This is a genomic window from Affinundibacterium amnicola, assembly GCF_014284275.1.
GTDB lineage: Bacteria > Pseudomonadota > Gammaproteobacteria > Burkholderiales > Burkholderiaceae_D > Undibacterium > Undibacterium amnicola.
In genome coordinates, this window is the sequence record NZ_JACOFU010000008.1 from 78,995 (window position 1) to 101,641 (window position 22,647).

Here is a 22,647-nt window from a genome sequence, read left to right on the forward strand (position 1 = left end):
CTAGGCTAATGCGATGCTGTATCCCATACCGCGATGGGTTTGGATAGGATCGTCTTGATCGTTAATCAATTTGAGTTTGGCACGTATGGATTTAATGTGGGTGTCGACAGTTCTATCCATGGTGTTCGCGGCATGGGTCCACACCAAATCCATTAATTGCGCACGCGAGAATAAAAAGTTCGGTCGCTCTATTAAAGTCTTGAGCAAGAGATATTCGTAACGCGTTAAGGTTAAGCATTCGCCAAAATAGAAAATCCGTGCTTCATCAGCGCGTAGTTCAAAACGCTCGGGCACCTGATCAAGCGGCGTTTCTGCCGCAACCGGCAATAACTGACGACGCAAAATTGCACGCACGCGCGCGACTAATTCGCGCGGTGAAAATGGCTTGGTGACGTAATCATCCGCGCCAATCTCCAAGCCGACGATGCGATCAATTTCATCACCACGGGCGGTCAAAAAAATCACCGGTGTCTGACAAAACTGGCGTAAGCGTCGGCAGACTTCAAAACCATTCAGATCAGGCAAACCCACATCCAAGACGATCAAAGCAATCTTGCTCTGATCGCTTTGCAGCATATCCAGCGCGGCTTGTCCCAAGTTCACGTGAACAGGAGTGAAACCATCTGTCGCTAGCGCGTAACACAAATTTTGCGCAATCGCGACTTCATCTTCGACAATCAAAATAGTTTGCGACATAATTCGAGGTAGACTTTATTCAATAGAGATTTAAGATAGGAATGGTAGCAGATGCGCAAGCAATGGATGCACGCAAGTCTTCGCCAAATTTAACTCTTTGATGATTTCCGATCAACGCTGTTCACAAAGGCCAAGTATGTCACAACTCGTTCGTGTTGCCATCGGTGAAAATTTTCCTGAAATTCAATGGCCGGCTTGTTGCCCAGAATGTGGTACCACCAAGTCGCTTATTCGTAACACGAGTCGATTAGGTAAAGTGAAATCGATACGTCCGAACTTGCAAGGCGGGCTCACGATGAAAAGCGAAATCATGTATCTGAATTACTGGATTTGTCCGCAGCATGCAGCCGAGACGCGCTGGGCAAATCGCTTACTAGAAAAAAGTCCAGTCATGCATTTGATCCGTTTTATTTTTTATATCGGTGTGATTTTCGCTGTCGGGCTGTTACTCGGGCCGCGTCGACTCGAAACTTTCCCCGATTTAGGACCACTGTTAGTGCTGCCACTGATTGGCATACTTGGTGTTGCCAGTTTGATCTGGGCAAGAATCGCGACTAGCTTGTGGCCGATACGGTTCGATCCTGATCAGGATGTAATCGAAATCCAATTTCGACAAGCGCCTTACGCAACCCGTTTTCGCGTGATGAACCGCGAAGCAACCAGCGCACAGAATACGGAAGAAACGCCGTGGTACAAACGTGCGCTGTTGTGGAAAGTGATTGTGATTGTGTTGTTCTTGATGTTCATGGCACGCTTGATGAAATAGTTATTTCAGCATCGCCGCATACGCGAGTTTTTTGAACTCAAACGAGTAAGGATGCCAAAACGCCATTTGGCGCTGCGTCATCAATAAGCCAGCGATATTGTGGCGTGGCGAAATCCACCAATGGGTGCCCGCGATGCCACCCCATTCAAATTCCCCTTCAGCATCCGCCGGATCATTTTCACTTGGGCGCAAAGTGACTGCGCCACCCAAGCCAAAACCTTTGCCCGGCACATCGCCCACACCGGGGAAAGCAATACCCCAACCCGCTGGCAAATGGTTTCGCATCATCATTTGTATCGATTCTGGTTTCAATACTGCATGACCACCCGGCAAGAAGCTACGCATCAAAGCAAGCATATCGTGCATGCTAGAGACTAAACCACCGCCACCGGAGAAACGTGGAATTGGTTTTAGAAAGGCTTCGGGATACGGCGACTTTTCTAAGCGTTTCAAATCACGATTTAATACATTCATAGGATCAGTACCAGCGTAGTAAGCAGTCAGGCGTTCATGCTTATGCGGCGGCACCCAAAAACTGGTGTCGTTCATCCCTAAAGGCGACAAAATATGTGCGTGCAGATACACATCAAAATTATCGCCACTCACTACTTCCACCAAACGCGATAAGACATCGGTCGCAATCGAATATTCCCAACGCTCACCCGGATGAAAGCTGAGCGGGAGCTCTTCCAAGACATCCATTAATTCAGACAAAGGCGCAAACGCATTGAGAACTTTACGTTCGACATAGGCTTTATAGATCGTACTGCCGTGATCGAGTAAGCCATAACTTAGGCCCGAAGTGTGTGTCAATAATTGATGGACTGTGATAGCAGAGCGAGCGGCTTCAGTTTGACTGATATCTGTCGCGCCGGGGATCAACACCTGACGCTTGCCGAGTTGTGGCAAATAGATTTCTACCGCATCATCCAAACCTAATTTACCTTGTTCGATTAACTGCATAATCGCCATCGAGGTCAGCAATTTAGTATTCGAAAAGACGCGAAACAAATGATCGTGGCGTAAAGGAATTTGGTTTTCGATATCCGCCCAACCTGCAGCATGGAAATGCACTAAATCTTGCCCAGACAAAATCGCGGACGACACGCCGGACAGAATTTTTCTATCGACATAGCTTTGCATCGCGGGCGCAATGGCGCTGAAATCATAATGATTGGGTGTGACTTTGATAGGAAAATTCATAGGCAAATCATGGGTAAATTCGGTGAAAAGTTTCGCAGCGAGCGCGGAAAGCTGGTATTTTAGCTGCTTAGCTACTCAGCGCCAAAGCAAGATGACAAACTGGAATCAAGCACAGACCAATACGCAAGCAACTAGGTTTTTACGCGAATTATTTGCCGCGGCACTTGCGGCAGTGGATCCACGTCTTTGCTTACCACCACATTTGCCGCCTTTCCCCACTAAAGGGCGCTGTATTGTGGTCGGTGCAGGTAAGGCAGCGGCCTCAATGGCGCAAGCTTTGGAACAGCATTGGTTCGCTTCAGACCTGAATACATCCGCCAGCAATCGTGCACGTTTTAGTGGCATGGTGATTGTACCGTATGGCTATCAATTCCCCTGCGAATACATCCAAGTTCGCGAGGCCGCGCACCCCGTGCCCGATCACGCTGGCTATCAAGCCGCGTGTGACTTACTCGATTCAGTAAAAAATTTAAGTGCTGACGATACCGTGATTTGCCTTTTATCTGGCGGTGGTTCTTCGCTAATGAGTTTGCCTGCACCTGGAATCAGTCTGGCGGAAAAACAAGAAATCAATCGCGCCTTACTGCGCAGCGGTGCCAGAATTCATGAAATCAATTGTGTGCGCAAACATTTGTCCGCAATCAAAGGTGGGCGCTTGGCATTAGCATGCGCTCCTGCCAAGGTGCTGACCTATATCATCTCTGATGTCGCTGGCGACGATGCTAGCATTATCGCCAGCGGACCTACATTGGCGGATACGAGCACCTGCGCGGACGCTTTAGCCATCTTGCAGCGTTATGCAATTCCAACTTCACCTGCTGTGCTTACGCATCTACAGCGAACCACCTCAGAAACACCAAAGTCCGATGAAGCGGCATTCATCCAAGCACATGTGCAGATCATCGCGAACGCGCAAACAGCACTGCAAGCTGCTGCCGATTATGCGCAGTCAAAAGGTGTAAAGGTGGAGATTTTATCGGATCGCTTAGAAGGCGAAGCACGAGAATTGGGACGCGCTCATGCGCAATTGGCAATTCGGTTTGCGACTAAGTTCGCAACTAAATCCACAACTAAGTTCGCAGATCAAAATCAACAAGGACCGTATCTATTGCTATCAGGCGGCGAAACCACTGTCACCGTCAAAGGCGATGGTCGCGGTGGTCGCAATACCGAATATCTGTTGAGCCTCTGCCAAAATCTTCAAGCTTACGCCGGAATTTATGCACTTGCGGTCGATACCGATGGCCGTGATGGCAGCGAACAAAACGCTGGAGCTTGGTGTACACCCGATAGCTTGCAACAAGCGGCAGCCCTGTCGGTATCAGCCAGCACTTGCTTAGCGAACAACGATGCATATACCTTCTTCGCTGCGCTAGATGCCTTGTTAGTGACGGGACCGACTTACAATAATGTGAATGACTTTCGGGCGATTTTGATTTTGTGATCACGCGGAAGATATAAGCCTTCGCTATTTATTGCTCAAGTGTCTTAAGCAAGGCGGGTATGGAGCTAATGCCGAATTGTGCTTTTAAGCTTAGCGCCGTTTTACCGGTCAACCACGAAGCACGAATTGCTTCAGATTCCGATTTTTCCTCTACGTTGAATTTTGTTTCCAGCTGCACTATATGCGCGAGTAATTCTTTGGTCGGCTCCGGCATCATCGCTTTGAGTAACAAAGCCAAGGCATGACTCTTCACAAGATTCGGTGCGGGCGAAGATGGATGTGAGAAGTAGTTTGACAGATACGCTGTTGCCGCCAAATTACCTTGTCGTGAGGCGCGTTCCCACCAAATCAGAGCATTTTGAAAATCTCGCTTTTTTGCAAAGTGCAGGCCGACATCGAATTGTGCTAGGTCGTAGCCAGCTTCGGCAGCACGCAATTTGAATTTATGTGCGTCGGCTTCATTGACAGGAACAGTGCCTGGAAATTGACCCGCTAAATAACAACCCACTTTATAAGAAGCAAGTTCGTGTCCTGACTCTGCGGCCTCAGAAAAATATTGAAATGCAGCTTTATTATCTCGCGCTGTACCAATCCCGTTATTAAGAAACATTCCAAGATTGTATTTAATCTCTGCGTTACCACCAGACGCTAATGCTGACAAACGTGAGAACATCGCCTCATTGGTGAGATCTTCAGCGCTCGCTGGTGATGAAAAAATGATGGTACTGAAAACTAGAAGATATTTAATAAAGTGCATGCTTGTTCTCATTACGAAAGGAAAGTGGATTGCAATAGAGAAAAGCATATTACACTACGTCGATCTGATTCAACCAACAACAAGAGCATTACGCATAATTTGTATGACTCTTAGACTCGTGGATATCAATCAAGCGCTTGCCCAAACATGATGCGATGTCCATCCACTGTTTGAATACCAAATTCACGCATACCCCAGATTTCATCTTGTATCCGCTTAATGAAATGAACACCCTTAGTTTCGAACTCTTGAAACAACATGCTCGCATCACGCACTTCGATATACGCGAAGTAGGAATGGTCGCCAATCTCACTCGCTGGTCGCTCATCTGCACATTCGCCTAGCATGACAATCACATTATCTCGACCAAGAAATGACCAGCCCGGAAATTCGTTTAACAAATCAAAACCCAATACATCCATGTAAAAAGTCTTTGAGACTTCAAGGTTCTTGACTGCTAAGGTATAGCGCGGTGCAAACAGGTTTTTCATGCGTGTGTCGATCTACAATATTTTTATCGGTGGGAAGGTGTTAGGCATTGGCGAAGTTCTCGTTCTTTATGCGATCGAGCTCTTGTCGGATACTATGAAACAGATCAATCACATTCAAGACCGCGCCATCTTCAATTCGCTTGGACAGCATTGTTTGAGGGAATATCAGCAAACTTGTTTCCTTGTATCGAATGCATACATCTTTACCGTATTCGTCTTCCATTATCCACCAATCATAGTTCGCTGTCGCATTAACAAAGACCTTACCAAATACAATTCCTAGCGACTCTAATTCCTGAGTGCTGTCGATCGGTATCTGCGCGGAATCGACTATGGTTTGCAGGCGACCAAGATCGCTCATCGACGCATCCATTTTATGTCCAGTAATTTGCTCGGAAATCTGGCTACCCAATAGCCACATTCTGGCGATGTAATCAATCCATTCATCATCAGGTGCCGAAATTACTTGTTCCATTTCTTCCCTCTTTACAGAATACTGACCAAGCTTGTGGTGATCGAAAGTTCACTCCGGTATGTGGGAGCTTCATCTTGGTCATTGTTGACGGTTGACTCTAAAGTTTGTACTTCATCTAATACTAAGCAGGACGCGTCTGCCCAAATGCAAACGTCGCCTTCATAATCTTCCCAGCATGCACTTCGTAGACACAAATCATTTCCACGGTTTCCAAACCATCAGCAGATGAACGAGTAACGAACTCATGATCGACGACGATATTGTCCATTGCGATTCGATGATTCAAATGCGCGTGCAGTTTCGCGTCCTTAAACCGCTCTTCCATGCGTTTTCGAATTGCCTCGTGTCCCTTTGCGAGTTCTCCGGTATGCAGCAGAAACTGTTCTGCATTTTCGCTATAGGTATTCAACCAAGCATCGAGATCACGCGCGTTGTAAGCATCAAGTTGCGCTTGAACGACTGCTTCGGAGGACTTTGAGATTTGCGATTGTTGGTGTGCGTTCATTGTCTTATCAGCGTTTAGAGAATTAAAACAAGTGAAAGGTGAATCAGCTTATCACGCTCAAAAATGCATGCGACTATTTTGCTGATTTCCGCGTACTTGGATACTTCTCGTCAAAGTAAGTTGCAACGACAAAGAAATAAGTATGAAAATATATATTTTCGAGAGGACTTTATAGTCGATGAAATCATTGTGAAATAGTTACAACCCTAGCCAGCAGTCGATTGCTGTCGCATAAAGTTCAGACAGTGCGATTTATTGCACGCTATTTTTGCCTCTTGATTCAATACTGATCAAGCCAGCGCCCGACCATCCACAAACAATTTCAGCTCCCCCGCACGCAAAGCTGTCCATTGCTCATTGGTGGTCAAAGGCTCGGTGACGATCACTGCGACGCGGTCTTGTGGAGTGGTGACTTGAGCGAAATCGACGGAAACATCTTCATCCGATAAGGCCGCGGTATTGAATGGATGTTGACGTTCGATGTAATGTAATTTGGTCGAGCAATGCGCGAACAGGGCGCTGCCGTTGGAAAGCATCATATTGAAAGTGCCGTGACTGGCGATTTCTTGACAGATTTCATTGAGGAATGCGCGTAAATCGTTTAGCTCTGGTAACTGAGTACCAAAACGCACACGCATGCTTTGCATCAGATAACAAAATGCGCGTTCGCTATCCGTTGTGCCTATTGGCAAATAACTGCCATCAAGTCGCGGATCAAAATTTTTCAAGTCCCCATTGTGCGCAAATACCCATTGATAGCCCCAAGCTTCGCGCACAAACGGATGACAATTCTCTAGCGCGATCACCCCTTGCGTCGCTTTGCGAATGTGGGCAATAACATTAGTGGATTTGATCGGATAGCGTTTGATCAATTCAGCAATCGGTGAATCAATCGCAGCTTGATGATCGACAAAATGACGTACGCCTTTGCCTTCAAAAAAAGCGATACCCCAGCCGTCTTTATGCTCGTCGGTGCGCCCACCGCGCGTAGCAAAGCCCGTGAAACTAAACACGATATCCGTCGGGGTATTGCAATTCATTCCTAATAATTGGCACATGGCTAGCGGAACCACCTGAGTTCAAAAGAGCGACTACCTTAACACCGAACTCGACGACCTAAAAGATTAAGTTGCGATTTGCTTATGCGTTTTACGTTCGCAGATCAAAAAATTGAGTGTGTATTATTCATTGTCTTTTCAAACTTAAGTTGATCACTTGCGTACTTCGTTAAAGTAACTTACTAAAAACAAAAAATTTATAAAATCAATAGCTGCTAAATTAATTAACAAACAAAAAACGACCAAGATGTTGCTAAATAAATACATTAATTACAATAAATTCTACTAAGGATTAATATTTTTTTAAAAATACATTATTGTTTCAACAATTCACCAACTTAACGTCATTTCAATATTTTCACCCACACTAGACAAAATTTAGTATCAGTAAATCTTCAGATTACAAAATCGGAAGTCTATGTTGCTTTCTTTCGCCGTGACTTCATTTTCCTAGTGTTTGCTCAGGAAATTCCTGAGCAAACTTAGACCTGCGGACCATTCTCCGGTATGTAGGTATTTTGGCAGCTGCTAATGAAAAATAGCAGTATTTTTATTTAACTCAATTGAAAGTTTTTATTATGAAAAAGACCGTAAGCTTGTTTCTTGTTGCGCTGATTTCTTCGGTTTCCATTATGGCGTTTGCTGCACCTATCAACCAAGCCCAATGTATGTATCGCTGTGGATGGCATGGTGGAACATTGGCAGCCTGTAAGGATATTTGTGGTGTTCCCTAATTCTTTACATGACTTATAATAAAGCATAGACAATTGCTTTATTAGCATGAAAGAAAACGTCATAAGCTACTAAAGCCTCAGGATACTGAAATTTAATTCACACAATCCTGAGGCTACAATTAATTTATTGTTTCGCCAAAGTACCAGCACATTTATCACGATTATTCCTTACATTATAGGAGCCACGCCTTGAAACATACACTTCTAGCAACTGTAATCATATTTTCAAGCTGCTTTGCTTATGGGCAGTCAACCTGCATGTCACGCTGCGAAGTCGTATTTGGGGTTAACGACAGTCGCTGTCCAGATATTTGCCAGCATCATCCCGATGGGCTGAAAAAACCCAAACGAAAGAAGACTGAGGTCGATGCAACTTCCGCGTCGAAAGCAATTGATTCATCAAGCTCAGTATCACAAGCTCAACAAACAGTTCCGCAACCTCAAGCACAACAAGCGCCCGTCGCCGAAAAAAAGCCCGCCCAAGCAGCTACCGCATCGAGTGCACAAGCAAGTAAAGAAAAACAATAGAAAGAAATCTCGATGATCTTGAAGGCAGGTTGCAATACATCAGCACTCACATTGGTGAGCTTTTTGTTTTTTAGCGATTTTGAAGTCTCAGCACAAACCCAGCCAACGGAAGCTAATCAAGCCGTAGAAAAAGTTGTCGTGTTGGGCGAACGCAATGAGTATTCTGGCTCACGTGAGGTGTTGGCAGGCAAGATCGTTCTAGGGCGAGCATGGTTAGATCGTAGTGCGGCTAGTACGGTTGCTGAAGCCTTGCGACGTGAATCTTCGGTGAGTGTGAATGCAGGCGGGAAGATTAGTCTCAAAGGATTGGCGGGCTACACACAAATCCTGTTGGATGGCCAAGTAGCATCGGGAAGTATCAACCCTCTACAAATGGACCCTGCTTTAATTGAGCGCGTCGAAATTATCCACAGTGCCAGTGCAGATTCTGGTGCATTTGGTTTGGCTGGCACCATCAATGTTGTGACCCGCAATCGACGGAAGGCCTTACCGAAGCAGTTGAACTTGAACGGTGGTTCAGATGGTCACGGAAATCGCGCAGGAGTCAATTTGCAAGGCGGATGGCGAGAAGACACTGGCACCATCTTCAATATCACTGGCAGTGCTACTAGTTCTCAATCGGAACTGGCTGGCGACGCGATATGGAATTGGCTTGATGCCATTGATACGAATGTGGGCAGTGTGGAATCCACAGTAAACAAAGCTGCAAGTCAACAATTCTCGCTCAGTCCCTCAATGACGTGGAAGCTAACGCCGAACGATGAATTACAACTAAATGCATCTGTGTCTGCCGTGGTAGACAAATACCACAACCAAAGTCACTTAATCAAAGGTCCAACATTGGATAACGGTGGCTCTCGCCCCCAAGCTACACAACTTGTCGATGAAAACAAAACAAACTATGTGTCACTAGACACACAATGGCGTCATAAATTAGTCAACGAAGGAACATCGACCATCCGTATCGACTTTACGCAGGAACGTATTGAGCAGAACAGAGACGCCAACACGACATGGACATCGAATTTATTCAATCAACTGGGTGTTGCTGAAACCTCGGTTAAAAACTACTTGAAAGGACGATGGCTGGTTGCCATGCCAAATCGCGAGGGACACAGGCTGCAATTTGCACTTTCGTCAGATATTTTTTTACAAAAACAAAATCAAAGCACGATGATTAACCGTGTGCTTGCAGATGGTGATTGGTTAGGTAGTTACCGCGCGGACTTATGGTCTTGGAATAGCGCGGCATGGGTACAAGATAATTGGAAGGTATCAGAGACGCTAGATCTGAAATTGGGCTGGCGACAAGAACACCGCACGAACCGCTGGAAGTCGGCAGAAATCCAATCTAAAGTTGGCGCTAATTTATCAGCACCTTCTTTAAATCTGGCATGGAAACTAGATCCAGAAGGCGAACGCACAATCACACTTGGATTAGCACGCAGCTTCTCGAATATAGGTCCAGCGATGCTCAACCCCAGACCGAGCATCGCTGGAACCAGCCTGTGCACCAGCAATGAAAAGTGTGGAACGAATGACCCAAATCAAGCTGATCGTGCAGGTAATCCAGCACTGAAATATGAAAGTGGATGGGGACTTGATGGCTCACTAGAAAGACAATTCGGCGAGGCAAGTCAATGGAATTTACGCGGCTACTATCGCTGGATCAAGGATGGATTTGCCTGGATTACGCAACGTGAAAATGTCGCTTGGGCGCACTCACCGCGTTGGGTGACTCGTCCGATGAATGTCGGTTCGGCAAATGCATTTGGAATCACGCTAGGTGTAGATACTGAGCTGAGTGACTGGATGGACAATGCGCCAGAAGTAAATATCAATTCTAGCTTGCAATGGAACCACTCTAACTTGAGTACGATACCCGGCCCTGACAACCGCATAGAAGGACAACAACCATGGTCTGGTCGCTTAGGCTTGAGCTACAAACCAGAAGGAAAACCTTTAGAGATCCAAGTTGATTTATTACTTAACCCCGCGCAATGGTGGCAGGCATCTCGGGATACCCGAATCTACACAGCAACGCATAAGGAAATGTCAGCAAAAGCAATTTGGACTTTTTCTCCACAACAAAAGCTCATTTTGTCATTGCAAAATATGCTGTCAGCGCAGAGTAAAACTCTGACACTATATACAGCAGATCGCGTAATGCAAAAGCTTGCAACGCAACGTGCTCGAACTTATTTGTCTTTGCGTTTTGAAACGCAATTTGAATAGCGCCGTGTTTATCCATTATTTTCGAAGCGAGGTAATTTTGAACCAGAATCAAAGCATCAAGCAAAATATAAAATCAATAGGTATCAACATCGCTGCAGTGGCACTTGCAATAGCCATCGGTATTCCACTTGGCGGTAGCCTATTGAAACAATTCGAATTAACAACAAGCACATCTCCTCCAATCCCAACACCTATTTCGCCTGACGTGGCAAATCGCCTCTTTCAAAATGTTGCACAAGATGTGATCGTATTTGGCGATACCACGTGTGAGTTCTGCAAAAAAGGTCTGTCTGTACTTGATAATTTAGGTATAAATTACAAAATTTACTACATCGACCAAGATGCAGAAGCAAAAAGGATTTTCAAAACACTTAATGCAGAGGGCGTTCCTGTGTTAATTTCTAGAAGTCAAATTTTCATTGGGTTTAAGCAGGATGTCTGGGAGAAATTTGTACAGAAAGAGCCACGTTAAGTAGTGAACAACTGATTTTCTCCGTCTCTACAAGAAAGCTCTGCACAATCTTCGAGAACATCCGAAATTTGACGTCGAGAAGCGTACTTGTTCAATAGAACAATGAATATTGGAGGTTTAAAATCAGTTATTCAGTAGATTATGTGGAGCTCTCTACAATTTTTTCACACGCGGAAATAAGTCTATGCAACCAATACAGAGAAGCCAGTATGGCTTATTGTCATACTGGCTTTTTTAAAATTAACGATCCGTTTTGAATTAACGTGCCGCTGGTCTTGCTGGTTCTGGTGGCATAGGCTTACGTGGAATTAATTCATCACGATTTGCTGTGTGCGCAACAAAGTTCGCCATCACCATCGCTGCTTGCATCATGTCGCCTTTTTGGATCTTGTCAAACAAATCCATATTGCTGTGATGCGTGCGTGTGAAGTAATCCATCGGTTCTTGGATAAATTGGAAGCCAGGTACGCCGACTGCGTCAAAACTCACGTGGTCCGTGCTACCAGTTTTACGCAAAGTTGCGGTCTTCGCGCCAAGATCGTGGAATGGTGCCAACCATGTATCAAAAATGGCTTTTGCTGCGGCATTGTTTTCTGCATAAATACCGCGGATTTTACCGCCACCGTTATCGAGATTGTAGTAAGCAGAAATCTTGCCATGTAATGGTTTCAACATTAATGGACCAGTTGGACGACGCATAAAGCTAGGCAGATCCTTTTCTTTTGGATCTGTCGATTCAGGACGCGCAGCGACATTTTTGTTGATGAAATCACGTGAGCCTAATAAACCTTGCTCTTCACCGCCCCACAAGGCGATACGAATCGTGCGACGTGGTTTGAAGTTGATCGCTTTTAACAAACGCACAGCTTCCATCGCAACCGCAACACCAGCGGCGTTGTCTGTTGCGCCAGTACCTGCATGCCATGAATCTAAGTGACCACCGAGCATGACGATTTCATCTTTTTTATCGCTACCTGGAATCTCTGCAAACACATTGATGGAGTTCGCTGGATCTTCGTCACCAAAATTGACGGCAACTTCGACTTCCACTTCCACATCTTTTTTCTTTTCGATCAAACGGAATACGCGGTTGTATTGTTCGGTCGACATTACCAAAGCGGATGGGCCTATTGGCTCACCTTGTTTGTAAGATCCGCCACCTGCAACGAAAATCGTACCGTCATCACCGCGCGACACATTCACGGTCGCGATCACGCCTTCTTCCGTCAGGTAAGGATTAATTTTTTTGGCAAATGCCATACGCTTTGCAAGCTCCGCCATATCTGTCGGTGGGCGAGCTGGTGCGCCGCCTAATTCCATATGTTCTAAGTCATGCAATTCTTGATCGGTGTAACGCTTAGCATCAGCTGTCGTGTGCAATTTGGTTGGTGTCATGGCATCGCGCAATATGATCGTGCCTTTCAGCTTGCCTTTCCATTTCGCCAAATCTTCATCGTTTTCTAATTTGACATAAACCACTTTACCGCGCTTCACACCGTCAGTGCCTGGTGTCCACGCTTTTGGAATCGCGACCAATTCTAAATTGGATGGTGCAACCATGCGCATCGCTGCTTTTTCTAACACCCAGCTACGACCAAAAGGGGCAATGCTAACCACTTGCGCGTTTTGTAAACCCCACTCACTTAATTGTGCCTTTGACCAATCACCGGCTTTTTTCAAACTTGGAGAACCTGTTAAACGCGGACCAATTTCATCGGTCAAGACGCTCAAAGTTTCCATAATTTTGGAACGGTTCGTTCCTTCGTCACGGATTTTATTCACTAAAGCCAGATCGACTTTCTCATCGGCTGCCAAAGCCGGCAAGGTACTGCTCACCAATAGCGAGCACACCAATAGACTGATTAAACGCATCTTATTATTCCTTATCGTGGTTAGTATCGTTGATTAGGATGAAACACCAAGTTCCCTCATCCAGCAGCGTTCGATAAGTAAACGGCAAAAATGGTTCCCGATAAAAATTGAATTCCATAAAAAAAGCCTCAGGCTTCTTGCTAAGAAGCTTGAGGCTGAAGAGAAGTCGAAACTCGCTTTGGAATTACTAAGAGAAAGTTGTGTGCTTAATATTTGAAATGCAAGCCCAAACGCACCGCACGTGGTGATCCTGGTGTGATGTTGTTATTGCTATGCGCCGCAGCGTAATAGGTTTTATCGGCGAGATTTTCTACATTCAACTGCAACTGCACATGTTTGTCCCAAGTGTAATACAAAGCGGCATCAACGCGCGTAAAGCCCGGCAAGCTGACGAGATTGTCAGTGGATGGATAAATCGCACCACGATAAACCACACCTGCAGCAAGGCCCCATTGGCTATTCAGATCGTAACGATTCCAAATCGATGCGCTGTGGGTCGGTACTTGTGCCAATTTCGCACCGGCTTTTGCAGTAGCTGACTGCGTGCGGGTAATAGTCGCATCTTGATATGCGTACCCGCCCATGATGCTCCAAGCTGAACTCAGTTTGCCGCTAACGGCCAACTCAACACCTTGGCTACGCTGGCCATCAACCAAAATGGTTTTCGTGGAATCACTAGGATCAGTAATAGCGACATTGCTGCGATCTAATTGATACACCGCCGCGCTCAAAGTTAAGTCTTTAGAGACATCCCATTTCGCACCGACTTCGATGTTCTTGAATTTTTCTGGATCAAATGCCTGATTCGTCACGGTCAACGAAGACAATTGTTCACCCGCGCGTGGCGCAAACGCTAAGCTATAACTCGCATACAAAGATATCTCCGTAAATGGTTTATAAATTAAACCAGCACGAGGAGAAATCGGGGTATCGGTATTTTCTAACTTTTGCGCATTGCGATTATTGGTGAAATCGATGCCGAAATTATCGTAGCGCAAACCCAGAATAGCCTGCCATTGTGGTGAGAATTCAATTTGATCCTGCGCATAGATCGCGACATTTTTTGCGACACTATGATTGTTTGCATCAGTGGCGGATTGACGGAAAGTCACACCATCAGCATAAGGTTTTGTAATCGCCACGTTTATGCTGGTGGCATTGGGACCAACGCTTGGGAAGTAACCAGTTTGGCGTAAGTTATCGGTCGTCTGCTGACCAATTTCCAAACCTGTCAAAATTTTATGCTTCACGCCTGCTGCCAAAACTTCAAAGGTCAGATCGGTTTGATTAAAGAAATTCTTACGCTGTGTATCTTGGTTATACGCACTGATCGCAATACTGCTTGCTGTGCTATTTACCGCGCCTGGAAAAACGTTTTGATAGAACTTGTCATAGTCTGCATAACGTGTGCGATTACGCAAAGTGACGCCATTGCCAAAATCATGATCAATGCTTGCGCTCAAGGCATCGACTTTCGACGTCGTCGGACTTAAAGCTGCGTTACCAAAAAACACACTATTGCCAACTACCAGCGGTTCACCTTGAAAAGAAGGAATGCCACGATCAGCGACACGTTCATCATTAAAATGTTCGTAGCCAACTACCACGCTAGTATTTTGTCCGGCACGAATCGCAAAAGTGGGATTGATACCAGCGCGTTTAATGTTCACGCCATCGCGGAAGCTATCGGAATTTTCTACCATACCAGTCACACGGAAAGCGAGATCTTGGTTAATCGCTTGACCAACATCGGCGGTAGCACGACGGTTGTTCCAAGAACCCAAAGTGATCGACGCTTCACGCACTGGCGACCACTGTGCTTGTTTAGTAACGCGATTGATAATCCCGCCTGAACCGCCACGGCCAAAGATCATCGCGTTAGAACCTTTCAGGGCTTCGACACTTTCGATGTTGTAAAAGTCACGATAGTATTGAACGTCATCACGGATTCCATCGACAAAGAAATCACTGGTTGATGCATTACCACGAAACACCGCCGTATCACGATTGCCTTCACCTTGTGCGGTGACTACACCCGGAACATAACGAATCGCATCCGCCATGCTTTGCATTGCCTGATCTTTCATCAATTCTTTGGTAATGACAGTGATCGCTTGTGGCGTATCGCGCAACAAAGTGTCTGTCTTGGTCGCGGTGCTGCTGATTTTTGTCACATATTTTTGTTCTGCCGCGCCAACAATCTGCACTTCTGGCAACTTGGTTTCTTGCGGTGCTGTGGTGGAGTTTTGCGCTAAAACAGGGAAACTAATCAAAGCTAATAAAGCTGGCAAAGTCGCTAAAGCGAAACGAGGGGTAGTACGTTGCATAACATTCTCACAAAATAATGAAATCGATTTGACGCTGCTCTCAGAGTCATTTTCTGAAAGCGCCAAGCCATCACTTGGCTTTCAATGAGTCGACATTATAAATGCGAATTATTATCATTACCAATCAAAACCGGGACAGCGCTTGCTGAAAATCAAGAAAATCGCCCGCAAAGCTCAAAACTTCTCTATATGAAAATCTTATTTAACAAGAGTAATGGATGTACGACAACACAGTTACATAATGATTGGTAACTAGGCAAGATTGGAATTGCAGAGGGTGCGTCGTGTGTGCTAAACACATTAACTTCGGTGCGCATGACGCACCCTACTGTATTGTCGATGTCCGTAACAGTTTTGCGCAATGAATAAGTGCAAAGCTACTTAGTATCCACGCTCATCAACTGCATGCCTGCCCAGACCTGACCTGGAGCCAAAACTACCGGCTGCATAATCGATGCGGCCTCGACACAAATCATGTGCTGGTAAGCATGCGATTCCAAGTCACTGATCTGGGCTGCTTTTTCTAACCATGGGTTCCACACCACGGCATCAGAGAAGCCAGCTTGGCGTATCTGTAATACCTGATGTGCTTGTTCAATATGAACATCGGCAATCAGATCAGCATAAATTCTGTCTGTTTCGGCCGTAATAGTAAGCACTTCGTCAGCTTGCACACAATCGTCCACATTAGTGACCGTGTCGCGATAACGCAATCCTTGCAAACCATGCAATCGGGTAGTGTGGATATCATTCACTTGAAAGTAGGTGTGTAGGGCACTCTGAAAACTTAGTTCGGCATCGCCATGATTCTCGACCGAGAAATCCAGTTGCAAACTTTGCTCTGCAATCGTCACAACCAGTTCTGCGCGAAACGCATGTGGCCAGATCGCTAAGCTCGCGGCTGTTTGTTTTAACTCAAAAACAGCCTGTGCCGCACCTTGCTCAATTTGTCCGCTACGTACTAGATGCCAATTGGCGGTTCGGGCAAAGCCGTGTTTTGGTAGAGGACCTAAATTTGAAAATTGTGGAAAAACAATCGGGACACCACCGCGGATTGCGACACCCTCACAAAACTCTGACTTCTTACTCAAAAATAATTGTTCCTCACCATTGGCGGGTATCCACGAACAAACGTGCGCGCCATGTGTCAATATTTCTGCACTGGCACCATCTCTGGCTTGAAGTCGGATCTTTTCCATGAAGTACAAACTTTCTGCTAAAACAGCGGTGTTATCAAAGCGGATGTATATTTTAGCGTTTCTCTCCGTCAAATTTGCCCTTATTTCACCCTTATTACACCATTGAAGCCATGAATTTTGCATTCTGTCGTTAACCGCAAGCATCGCCTTGGCGCTTCCAGTAAACTTCAAACATCGAAATTCCCATGAATCTTCAACATAGTTTCTACATAAATCGGAGGCGGATATGTTTAAAAAGTTAAGTATCGCGGCAGCAGTCGCATCAACCATGTTACTCAGTTTAAGTGCTTGCGAAATCAGCATTAACGATGACAGTATCAAAGGCAGCGGCAATATCATTACCGAAAAACGCGAAGCAGCTAGCTTTGATAGTATTAGTAACCATTCGCCATTCGATATTGAACTGGTAGTTGACGGTAAAACCAGCGTAGCAGTAGAAGGCGACGACAACTTTGTCAAAGAAGTCGAAACCATCGTTGAAGGTAATACCTTGGTCATTCGTAATAAGAAAAAAGGACGCTTCCATTTTGCCTGGAAAAATTCTCCAACGACAGTCAAAATCAGCACGGCAGCACTCGTCAAAGTGCTAAATTCTGGCAGTGGCGACATGCGCCTGAGTCAAATTAAAAATGAAAAACTCGAAATTATTAGCGAAGGACCTGGTGATATTCAGGCATCGGGCTATAGCAATGAATTGAATTTCCACGCGAGCGGTAGTGGCGATGTGAGCTTACGTCAGCTCAGTACCAAAAAAGTGACCTTGGAAATGCAAGGTCCCGGCGACACCGAGTTTGGTGAAGTCACACAAAGCCTAAATGCCAAGTTAAGCGGCAGCGGCGATTTAAATGTCGCTAAATTACAAAGCGAACAAACTAGCATTTCGATTTCTGGCCCTAGCAATGTGAATTTGCGCGGTGTGAGCAAGAATCTAGACGTTGATATGTCTGGTTCGGGGGATTTATCCATTGATGAGATTCAGGCAGAAAAAGCGACGATTGAAATGTCTGGTCCTGGCGAATTGAGCTTGTCTGGCGAAACAAAATCCTTAAAACTCAGAGCTAGCGGCTCTGGCAATGTCGATGCTTCGCGCTTAAAAATTGGTGATGCCGATATTCGTAACTCAGGCCCAGCCGATTTACAGTTTAAAAGTATGAGCGGCAACGTATTAATCGATGCCTCTGGTTCAGGCAATATCGAAGCTGATTTGTCTTCCGCGAATGAAGTCGAAATCAGTTCTGATGGTCCAGGCAATATTACTTTGCATGGCACCGCGAAGAAATTAAATGCGAACTTGAATGGTTCAGGGGACTTACATGCAAGTGAATTATTGCTTGAACATGCATCTGTTAAAGTGAATGGCCCTGGCGAAGCCGCGGTCAACGTGAAAGCAGCTGGCTCGGTCACTTCACAGGAAAGCACCATCAAAAACGGCTCGCGTGTCGTCACGATTGATAGAAACGGTGTCGTTCAACAATAGATCGGTATCATCTTTGTCACCCATGTGACATGAAAAAGCCATGCGTTTTGAAGCGCATGGCTTTTTTTTCGCTCAACACGACAAAACTGAAACGGTCTAAGCTGGTTTCATTAAACCCAGAATTTCCATTAGGATTTGAGACGATGGTGGATGCACTTTTCGAGGTAGTTTTTACGTGAATGAGGCGTTAATAGCTAGCTATTAGCAACCAAGAGCGCAAAAAATGACCGAAAATGCGCCGCCAGCGCTCAAATAGCGTCGAAGACGCGCCTAATGGAAAATCTGGGTTAAAACTTCTGAATCCGATATGCATGTTTGAGAACCAAACGACTAGTCGCGATCAAGGTATTTAGTCCCATTAACAGTGGCATCAAGACATGCTGCGGCAATAACCAGATTTGACCTTTCGGTGCTTGAACCTTCGTCGTTGCCGTAATAACCGGGATCACCCATTCAGCATCCGCCGTGACGTCGAGTAGAACATCACCAGCCGCGTTGGTATGAAAATAAATTTCACCGCCATGTAACAAACTCAGGCAAATACCCTGTCCTTGATTACTAAAAGAGGGCTGTGATACCAAGAGTTTCTGCAATTCTTGGTTATTCAGCTCCATCCATCCTTCTAATTCAACAGGAGATTCCAACATCACCCACGGGTGCTCGACCTGTCCTTGCGTTTCTTCCGTCATCATTGATTAGCGTATCTGTTGAATCTGTAAACCTTGCTGCTTCAAAAGCGCAATCAAGTTGTTTTCGCCCGCTAAATGACCAGAGCCCATCACAATAAATAGCTTCTTGCCAGTCAACATCAAATCTTGGATTTTAGTTGCCATACCGGGATTTCTCTCATCCATCAATTTTTGCGTCATTTTCTTGGAACCGATATCTCGATTGCTCGCATCCACAAAAATTTGCGCCAAACGCTCGGCATCGCCAGTTCGCCAAGCATCACTCATGCGATTGAACTCTTTACTAATTTCACCATTTTTAAATGAGTTCAAGGTATTCGCTAACACCGCGTCACCCTCTTCATCGCTTAAATTGGCTAAAACATCGGCCTGATATTGAACACTTTCCAGTTCAACCAAATTCTTCTTATCTTTTTTTGCTGCCAAAATAAAGTGACGGTCTAGCACATGCGCTGGATCGTAGCCAAGTTGCATACCAGCGCTGACGGTTAATCCCATGGCAACTAAGACCGGCTTATAGAATTGGAATTGTTCAATCGACTCCGCCGTCATGCTGGTGAGTGTGCTCCAAGTGGCGGGTGTCAGATGATTTTGTAGCTTGTCGCCAGCGGCATAACTCAATTTGCTAATCACAGAACGATTAGACGCCTCATCCGAAGTATCCGCCTCAATCACAACGGTATCTGCTTGTGCATAAGCCTTACGAACGACTGTTGAAAGAGGATAGAAATTTGCCTTTGCTATATGGATCGTGCCATATAAATAGGCAACAACTGGTTTACTTGTCGTCTTGCTACTTTTCTGTGGATCTTGCGGTAAACGGATTTCATACAGCAAACCCGTCACTTTTTGCGCCTTGCCAGACACTGGCTTTCCTTGTTTAGCTATATCTTTATTTTGTAGTGGATCGGCATTCGCTAACTGGCTGATGCCAAGAGAGCAAACAGCAAGTAAGCTAAGCACTAGCTTACTAGGAACAAAACGGAAAATTTGATGTGACATGATGCATCCCAAAATTGATCAATAAATATGGCGGCAAAGGAAGCTGCACGTGCCGGCGAATATACACCAATTCATCTTTCAATCAAGCAAGTAACTTACTAGGAATCACATGACTTCAGACTAACGGCAGATTTTAGCTCGCCTACGGATGCTTCTAAGACGTCCCATTTTTATATACAAGCGAGATTCTTAGCGCTTTGAATTACTTTGAATGAAGGAATAATTATTTTTACATGTTATTTCCACACGGAAAATTCCATCTTTTTAGGGAACTTAAATTGACTTGATCAATCGAAGACGCGCGCAAAATCAAGCGATGGCTGTGTTCCTGGCTGGTCTACCACAATTCACAACATTGTTGCTATGCAGTGAAGAAATTTTGTCTGAAACATGCTCATAACGTGTTTTTTCACGTATTTGCTCTTTACTGTTTAGCTATAAATCGCTTATGTTACGCAGGTTTGACAAAACAGATCCTTTTCGCCGTTTTTTTTGAGAAAAATCAAGAACTGGCGCGAGGGAATAAGAAATTCAATTATCGTATTTGCCTTAAGGAAACACTATGTTTTTTGATCGTGTAAAATCGCTGGACCAGATTCTGGAATCCGCGGAAAAGAAAGGTCTCAAACGCCAATTAGGCTGGTTTGACCTGATGATGCTTGGCGTTGGCGCCATCATCGGTACTGGTATTTTCGTTTTGACTTCGGTTGCAGCGAATAAAGCAGGTCCAGGCATGATTTACAGTTTTATCATCGCTGGTTTTGTATGTGCACTGACGGCCTTGATCTATGCTGAAATTGCGTCGATGGTACCGGTTGCTGGTTCTGCCTATACTTACTCTTACGCGGTCTTCGGCGAGTTAATCGCTTGGATTGTAGGCTGGTCCCTGATCCTCGAATACGCAATTGCTGCTGGTGCAGTAGCGGTCGGTTGGGCAGGTTATGCGAATGGTTTCTTACACTCCATCGGTGCTGGTTTGCCTTTAGCGTTAACTGCTGGTCCAGGTGACACAATCACTTTGGCTGATGGCACAACTAGCCATGGCGCGTTTAACTTAATCGCTTTTGCGATTTCTTTATTAGTTACTTGGTTACTGGTAATCGGTACTTCTAAGAGTGCAAAAGTCACTTCGATTTTGGTGATCGTTAAAATCGTCGCATTAGCAACTTTCGTCGTGTTGGCATTGCCAGCAGTACAGTCTGCTAACTTCGAACCAATGTTACCAAATGGCTGGGGTACACCATTATCTGGTGTCGGTGTGTTGGGTGCTGCTGCTTCAATTTTCTTTGCCTATGTTGGTTTTGATGCTGTATCAACCGCTGCTGAAGAAACCAAAAATCCCAATGTTAATTTGCCTATCGGTTTGATTGGCTCTCTGTTTATCTGTACTGTGTTCTATTTATTGGTAGCTTACGCAGCAGTTGGTGCAGTTGGCGCGCAACCAAATGGCGCATTGTCTCAGTCTAAAGAACCATTAGCATTTATCTTGCGTGAATTAGGTTATCCACGTATTGGTGATTTGGTTGGTATTGCTGCGATCGTCGCTTTGCCATCCGTTATCTTAATGATGATTTACGGTCAAACACGTATTTTGTTCACGATGGCACGCGATGGTTTGATGCCAAAAGCGTTCACGGCAGTGCATGAGCGTTTCCATACACCGCACATCGTCACGATCGTGACTGGTGTGTTTGTATCTTTGTTCGCGGCGATGTTCCCAGTCAGTATGTTGGCGGATATTTCTAACTCAGGTACTTTGTTTGCGTTCTTCATCGTTGCTATCGGTGTAATGGTATTGCGCGTAACGCAACCAAATCGCCCACGTTCATTCAGAACACCATTGATCTGGGTTGTTGGTCCATTGGCTGTTGGTGGCTGTGCATTGTTGTTCGTAAGCTTGGGTTGGAATCCAACCATCAAGTACTTCACCATCTGGGCTGTGATTGGTCTGGTGGTCTACTTCGCATTTGCACGTAAGAATAGTGTGATGGGTAAGTTAGAGCAGAAGTAATTCTGTACTAGGAATGAAAAAAGCGACGCTATTGCGTCGCTTTTTTTTGCCTGTTCATTTTAGCTTAGAAGCACCGGCCTCAAGAATTAAGCCTCGTCTATAACCACCCTTCATCGCGCGCTAATCGAAATGCTTCAACACGATTCTTTGCGTTCAATTTACTGATCGCTTCTGATAAATAGTTGCGCACCGTGCCTTCAGATAAATGCATGATCTTGGCGATCTCAGAACTACTTGAACCCGTTCCCGCCAAGCGCAAAACTTGGCGCTCTCGCTCACTTAATGGATCTTGTTGTCCACTCCAACTTTCCAAAGCCAATTCCGGTGCAATCGCTCTCCCTCCGCCATGTACCGTGCGTATCGCTTTCGCTAAATCTTCTGCCGGGGCGTCTTTCAACATATAACCGCGCACGCCGCTGGCCATAGCGCGGCGTAAATAACCGGAGCGGGCGAAAGTCGTCAGCACAATCATTTTGCAAGGTAATTTTAATTCTGTGACCTCGGCAGCTAATTCAAGCCCGGTCATGATCGGCATTTCTATATCGGTAATCAACACGTCAGGCCGCATCGTTTGACACAAATCCAAGGCTTCTTTGCCGTTTTTAGCCTGTGCTAACACATCGATATCGCCTTCAAGCCTCAATAAGGCGGCTAAAGCCCCAGAGACTAAAGCCTGATCTTCTGCGAGAATAATTTTTATCATGAT

Annotated in this window: 21 protein-coding genes; 8 read left to right on the plus strand and 13 right to left on the minus strand. The window is 45.4% G+C overall.

Features of this window, described 5'->3' with window-relative positions; translation table 11 throughout:
* A complete protein-coding gene (gene creB, locus H8K33_RS16635; RefSeq protein WP_222613469.1) occupies nucleotides 1-696 on the minus strand; it encodes a two-component system response regulator CreB in 696 nt (231 codons plus the stop codon).
* A 136-nt stretch (nucleotides 697-832) separates the two neighbouring features.
* On the opposite strand from creB, the gene H8K33_RS16640 reads away from it, so the two are divergent.
* Complete coding sequence (locus tag H8K33_RS16640; protein ID WP_186892188.1) at nucleotides 833-1,462, plus strand: hypothetical protein; 630 nt, start codon at nucleotides 833-835, stop codon at nucleotides 1,460-1,462.
* On the opposite strand, the gene H8K33_RS16645 is transcribed toward H8K33_RS16640, so the two are convergent.
* Nucleotides 1,463-2,665 carry a serine hydrolase domain-containing protein gene (locus H8K33_RS16645; protein WP_222613470.1) on the minus strand — a complete coding sequence of 401 codons (1,203 nt, stop codon included), beginning with the start codon at nucleotides 2,663-2,665 and terminating at the stop codon, nucleotides 1,463-1,465.
* 91 nt (nucleotides 2,666-2,756) lie between these two features.
* On the opposite strand from H8K33_RS16645, the gene H8K33_RS16650 reads away from it, so the two are divergent.
* Nucleotides 2,757-4,109, plus strand: coding sequence for a glycerate kinase type-2 family protein (locus H8K33_RS16650; protein WP_186892189.1), 1,353 nt, complete (start codon nucleotides 2,757-2,759; stop codon nucleotides 4,107-4,109).
* Nucleotides 4,110-4,137: 28 nt separating this feature from the next.
* Here the strand turns inward: H8K33_RS16650 and H8K33_RS16655 are convergent, their stop codons facing one another.
* The 5 genes from H8K33_RS16655 to H8K33_RS16675 all read right to left on the minus strand — a co-directional run bounded on the left by H8K33_RS16655 (nucleotide 4,138) and on the right by H8K33_RS16675 (nucleotide 7,395).
* Complete coding sequence (locus tag H8K33_RS16655; protein WP_186892190.1) at nucleotides 4,138-4,866, minus strand: tetratricopeptide repeat protein; 729 nt, start codon at nucleotides 4,864-4,866, stop codon at nucleotides 4,138-4,140.
* Nucleotides 4,867-4,991: 125 nt separating this feature from the next.
* On the minus strand, nucleotides 4,992-5,357 hold the full coding sequence (locus H8K33_RS16660) for a VOC family protein (protein WP_186892191.1): 366 nt from the start codon (nucleotides 5,355-5,357) through the stop codon (nucleotides 4,992-4,994).
* A 40-nt stretch (nucleotides 5,358-5,397) separates the two neighbouring features.
* Entirely contained in the window at nucleotides 5,398-5,832 is a 435-nt protein-coding gene (locus tag H8K33_RS16665; RefSeq protein WP_186892192.1) for a DUF3806 domain-containing protein, read from the minus strand.
* Between the two features lie 121 nt (nucleotides 5,833-5,953).
* Nucleotides 5,954-6,337, minus strand: coding sequence for a nuclear transport factor 2 family protein (locus tag H8K33_RS16670; RefSeq protein ID WP_186892193.1), 384 nt, complete (start codon nucleotides 6,335-6,337; stop codon nucleotides 5,954-5,956).
* A 290-nt stretch (nucleotides 6,338-6,627) separates the two neighbouring features.
* Nucleotides 6,628-7,395: a class II glutamine amidotransferase gene (locus H8K33_RS16675; RefSeq protein WP_186892194.1), complete on the minus strand. Its 768-nt coding sequence runs from the start codon at nucleotides 7,393-7,395 to the stop codon at nucleotides 6,628-6,630.
* 578 nt (nucleotides 7,396-7,973) lie between these two features.
* Here H8K33_RS16675 and H8K33_RS16680 point away from each other — a divergent pair.
* The 4 genes from H8K33_RS16680 (at nucleotide 7,974) to H8K33_RS16695 (ending at nucleotide 11,364) form a co-directional block, all read left to right on the plus strand.
* Nucleotides 7,974-8,129, plus strand: coding sequence for a hypothetical protein (locus H8K33_RS16680; protein WP_186892195.1), 156 nt, complete (start codon nucleotides 7,974-7,976; stop codon nucleotides 8,127-8,129).
* Nucleotides 8,130-8,387: 258 nt separating this feature from the next.
* Nucleotides 8,388-8,657: a hypothetical protein gene (locus tag H8K33_RS16685; protein ID WP_186892196.1), complete on the plus strand. Its 270-nt coding sequence runs from the start codon at nucleotides 8,388-8,390 to the stop codon at nucleotides 8,655-8,657.
* A 12-nt stretch (nucleotides 8,658-8,669) separates the two neighbouring features.
* Nucleotides 8,670-10,892, plus strand: coding sequence for a TonB-dependent receptor plug domain-containing protein (locus H8K33_RS16690; protein WP_186892197.1), 2,223 nt, complete (start codon nucleotides 8,670-8,672; stop codon nucleotides 10,890-10,892).
* Between the two features lie 37 nt (nucleotides 10,893-10,929).
* On the plus strand, nucleotides 10,930-11,364 hold the full coding sequence (locus tag H8K33_RS16695; protein ID WP_186892198.1) for a glutaredoxin family protein: 435 nt from the start codon (nucleotides 10,930-10,932) through the stop codon (nucleotides 11,362-11,364).
* A gap of 258 nt (nucleotides 11,365-11,622) precedes the next feature.
* On the opposite strand, the gene H8K33_RS16700 is transcribed toward H8K33_RS16695, so the two are convergent.
* The 3 genes from H8K33_RS16700 to H8K33_RS16710 all read right to left on the minus strand — a co-directional run bounded on the left by H8K33_RS16700 (nucleotide 11,623) and on the right by H8K33_RS16710 (nucleotide 16,762).
* Nucleotides 11,623-13,236, minus strand: coding sequence for a M20/M25/M40 family metallo-hydrolase (locus H8K33_RS16700; protein ID WP_186892199.1), 1,614 nt, complete (start codon nucleotides 13,234-13,236; stop codon nucleotides 11,623-11,625).
* 206 nt (nucleotides 13,237-13,442) lie between these two features.
* Entirely contained in the window at nucleotides 13,443-15,563 is a 2,121-nt protein-coding gene (locus H8K33_RS16705; RefSeq protein ID WP_186892200.1) for a TonB-dependent receptor, read from the minus strand.
* A 377-nt stretch (nucleotides 15,564-15,940) separates the two neighbouring features.
* Nucleotides 15,941-16,762, minus strand: coding sequence for a D-hexose-6-phosphate mutarotase (locus tag H8K33_RS16710; RefSeq protein WP_186892201.1), 822 nt, complete (start codon nucleotides 16,760-16,762; stop codon nucleotides 15,941-15,943).
* Between the two features lie 226 nt (nucleotides 16,763-16,988).
* Between H8K33_RS16710 and H8K33_RS16715 the strand changes: the two genes are divergently transcribed.
* Complete coding sequence (locus H8K33_RS16715) at nucleotides 16,989-18,239, plus strand: GIN domain-containing protein (protein WP_186892202.1); 1,251 nt, start codon at nucleotides 16,989-16,991, stop codon at nucleotides 18,237-18,239.
* A 287-nt stretch (nucleotides 18,240-18,526) separates the two neighbouring features.
* Here the strand turns inward: H8K33_RS16715 and H8K33_RS16720 are convergent, their stop codons facing one another.
* On the minus strand, nucleotides 18,527-18,931 hold the full coding sequence (locus tag H8K33_RS16720) for a hypothetical protein (RefSeq protein WP_222613471.1): 405 nt from the start codon (nucleotides 18,929-18,931) through the stop codon (nucleotides 18,527-18,529).
* A gap of 3 nt (nucleotides 18,932-18,934) precedes the next feature.
* On the minus strand, nucleotides 18,935-19,930 hold the full coding sequence (locus tag H8K33_RS16725) for a TraB/GumN family protein (RefSeq protein WP_186892204.1): 996 nt from the start codon (nucleotides 19,928-19,930) through the stop codon (nucleotides 18,935-18,937).
* 562 nt (nucleotides 19,931-20,492) lie between these two features.
* On the opposite strand from H8K33_RS16725, the gene H8K33_RS16730 reads away from it, so the two are divergent.
* Nucleotides 20,493-21,941, plus strand: a complete 1,449-nt coding sequence (locus H8K33_RS16730; protein WP_186892205.1) for an amino acid permease — start codon at nucleotides 20,493-20,495, stop codon at nucleotides 21,939-21,941.
* A 97-nt stretch (nucleotides 21,942-22,038) separates the two neighbouring features.
* Here H8K33_RS16730 and H8K33_RS16735 read toward each other — a convergent pair whose 3' ends face one another.
* Nucleotides 22,039-22,644: a response regulator transcription factor gene (locus H8K33_RS16735; RefSeq protein ID WP_186892206.1), complete on the minus strand. Its 606-nt coding sequence runs from the start codon at nucleotides 22,642-22,644 to the stop codon at nucleotides 22,039-22,041.
* Nucleotides 22,645-22,647: the final 3 nt, after the last annotated feature.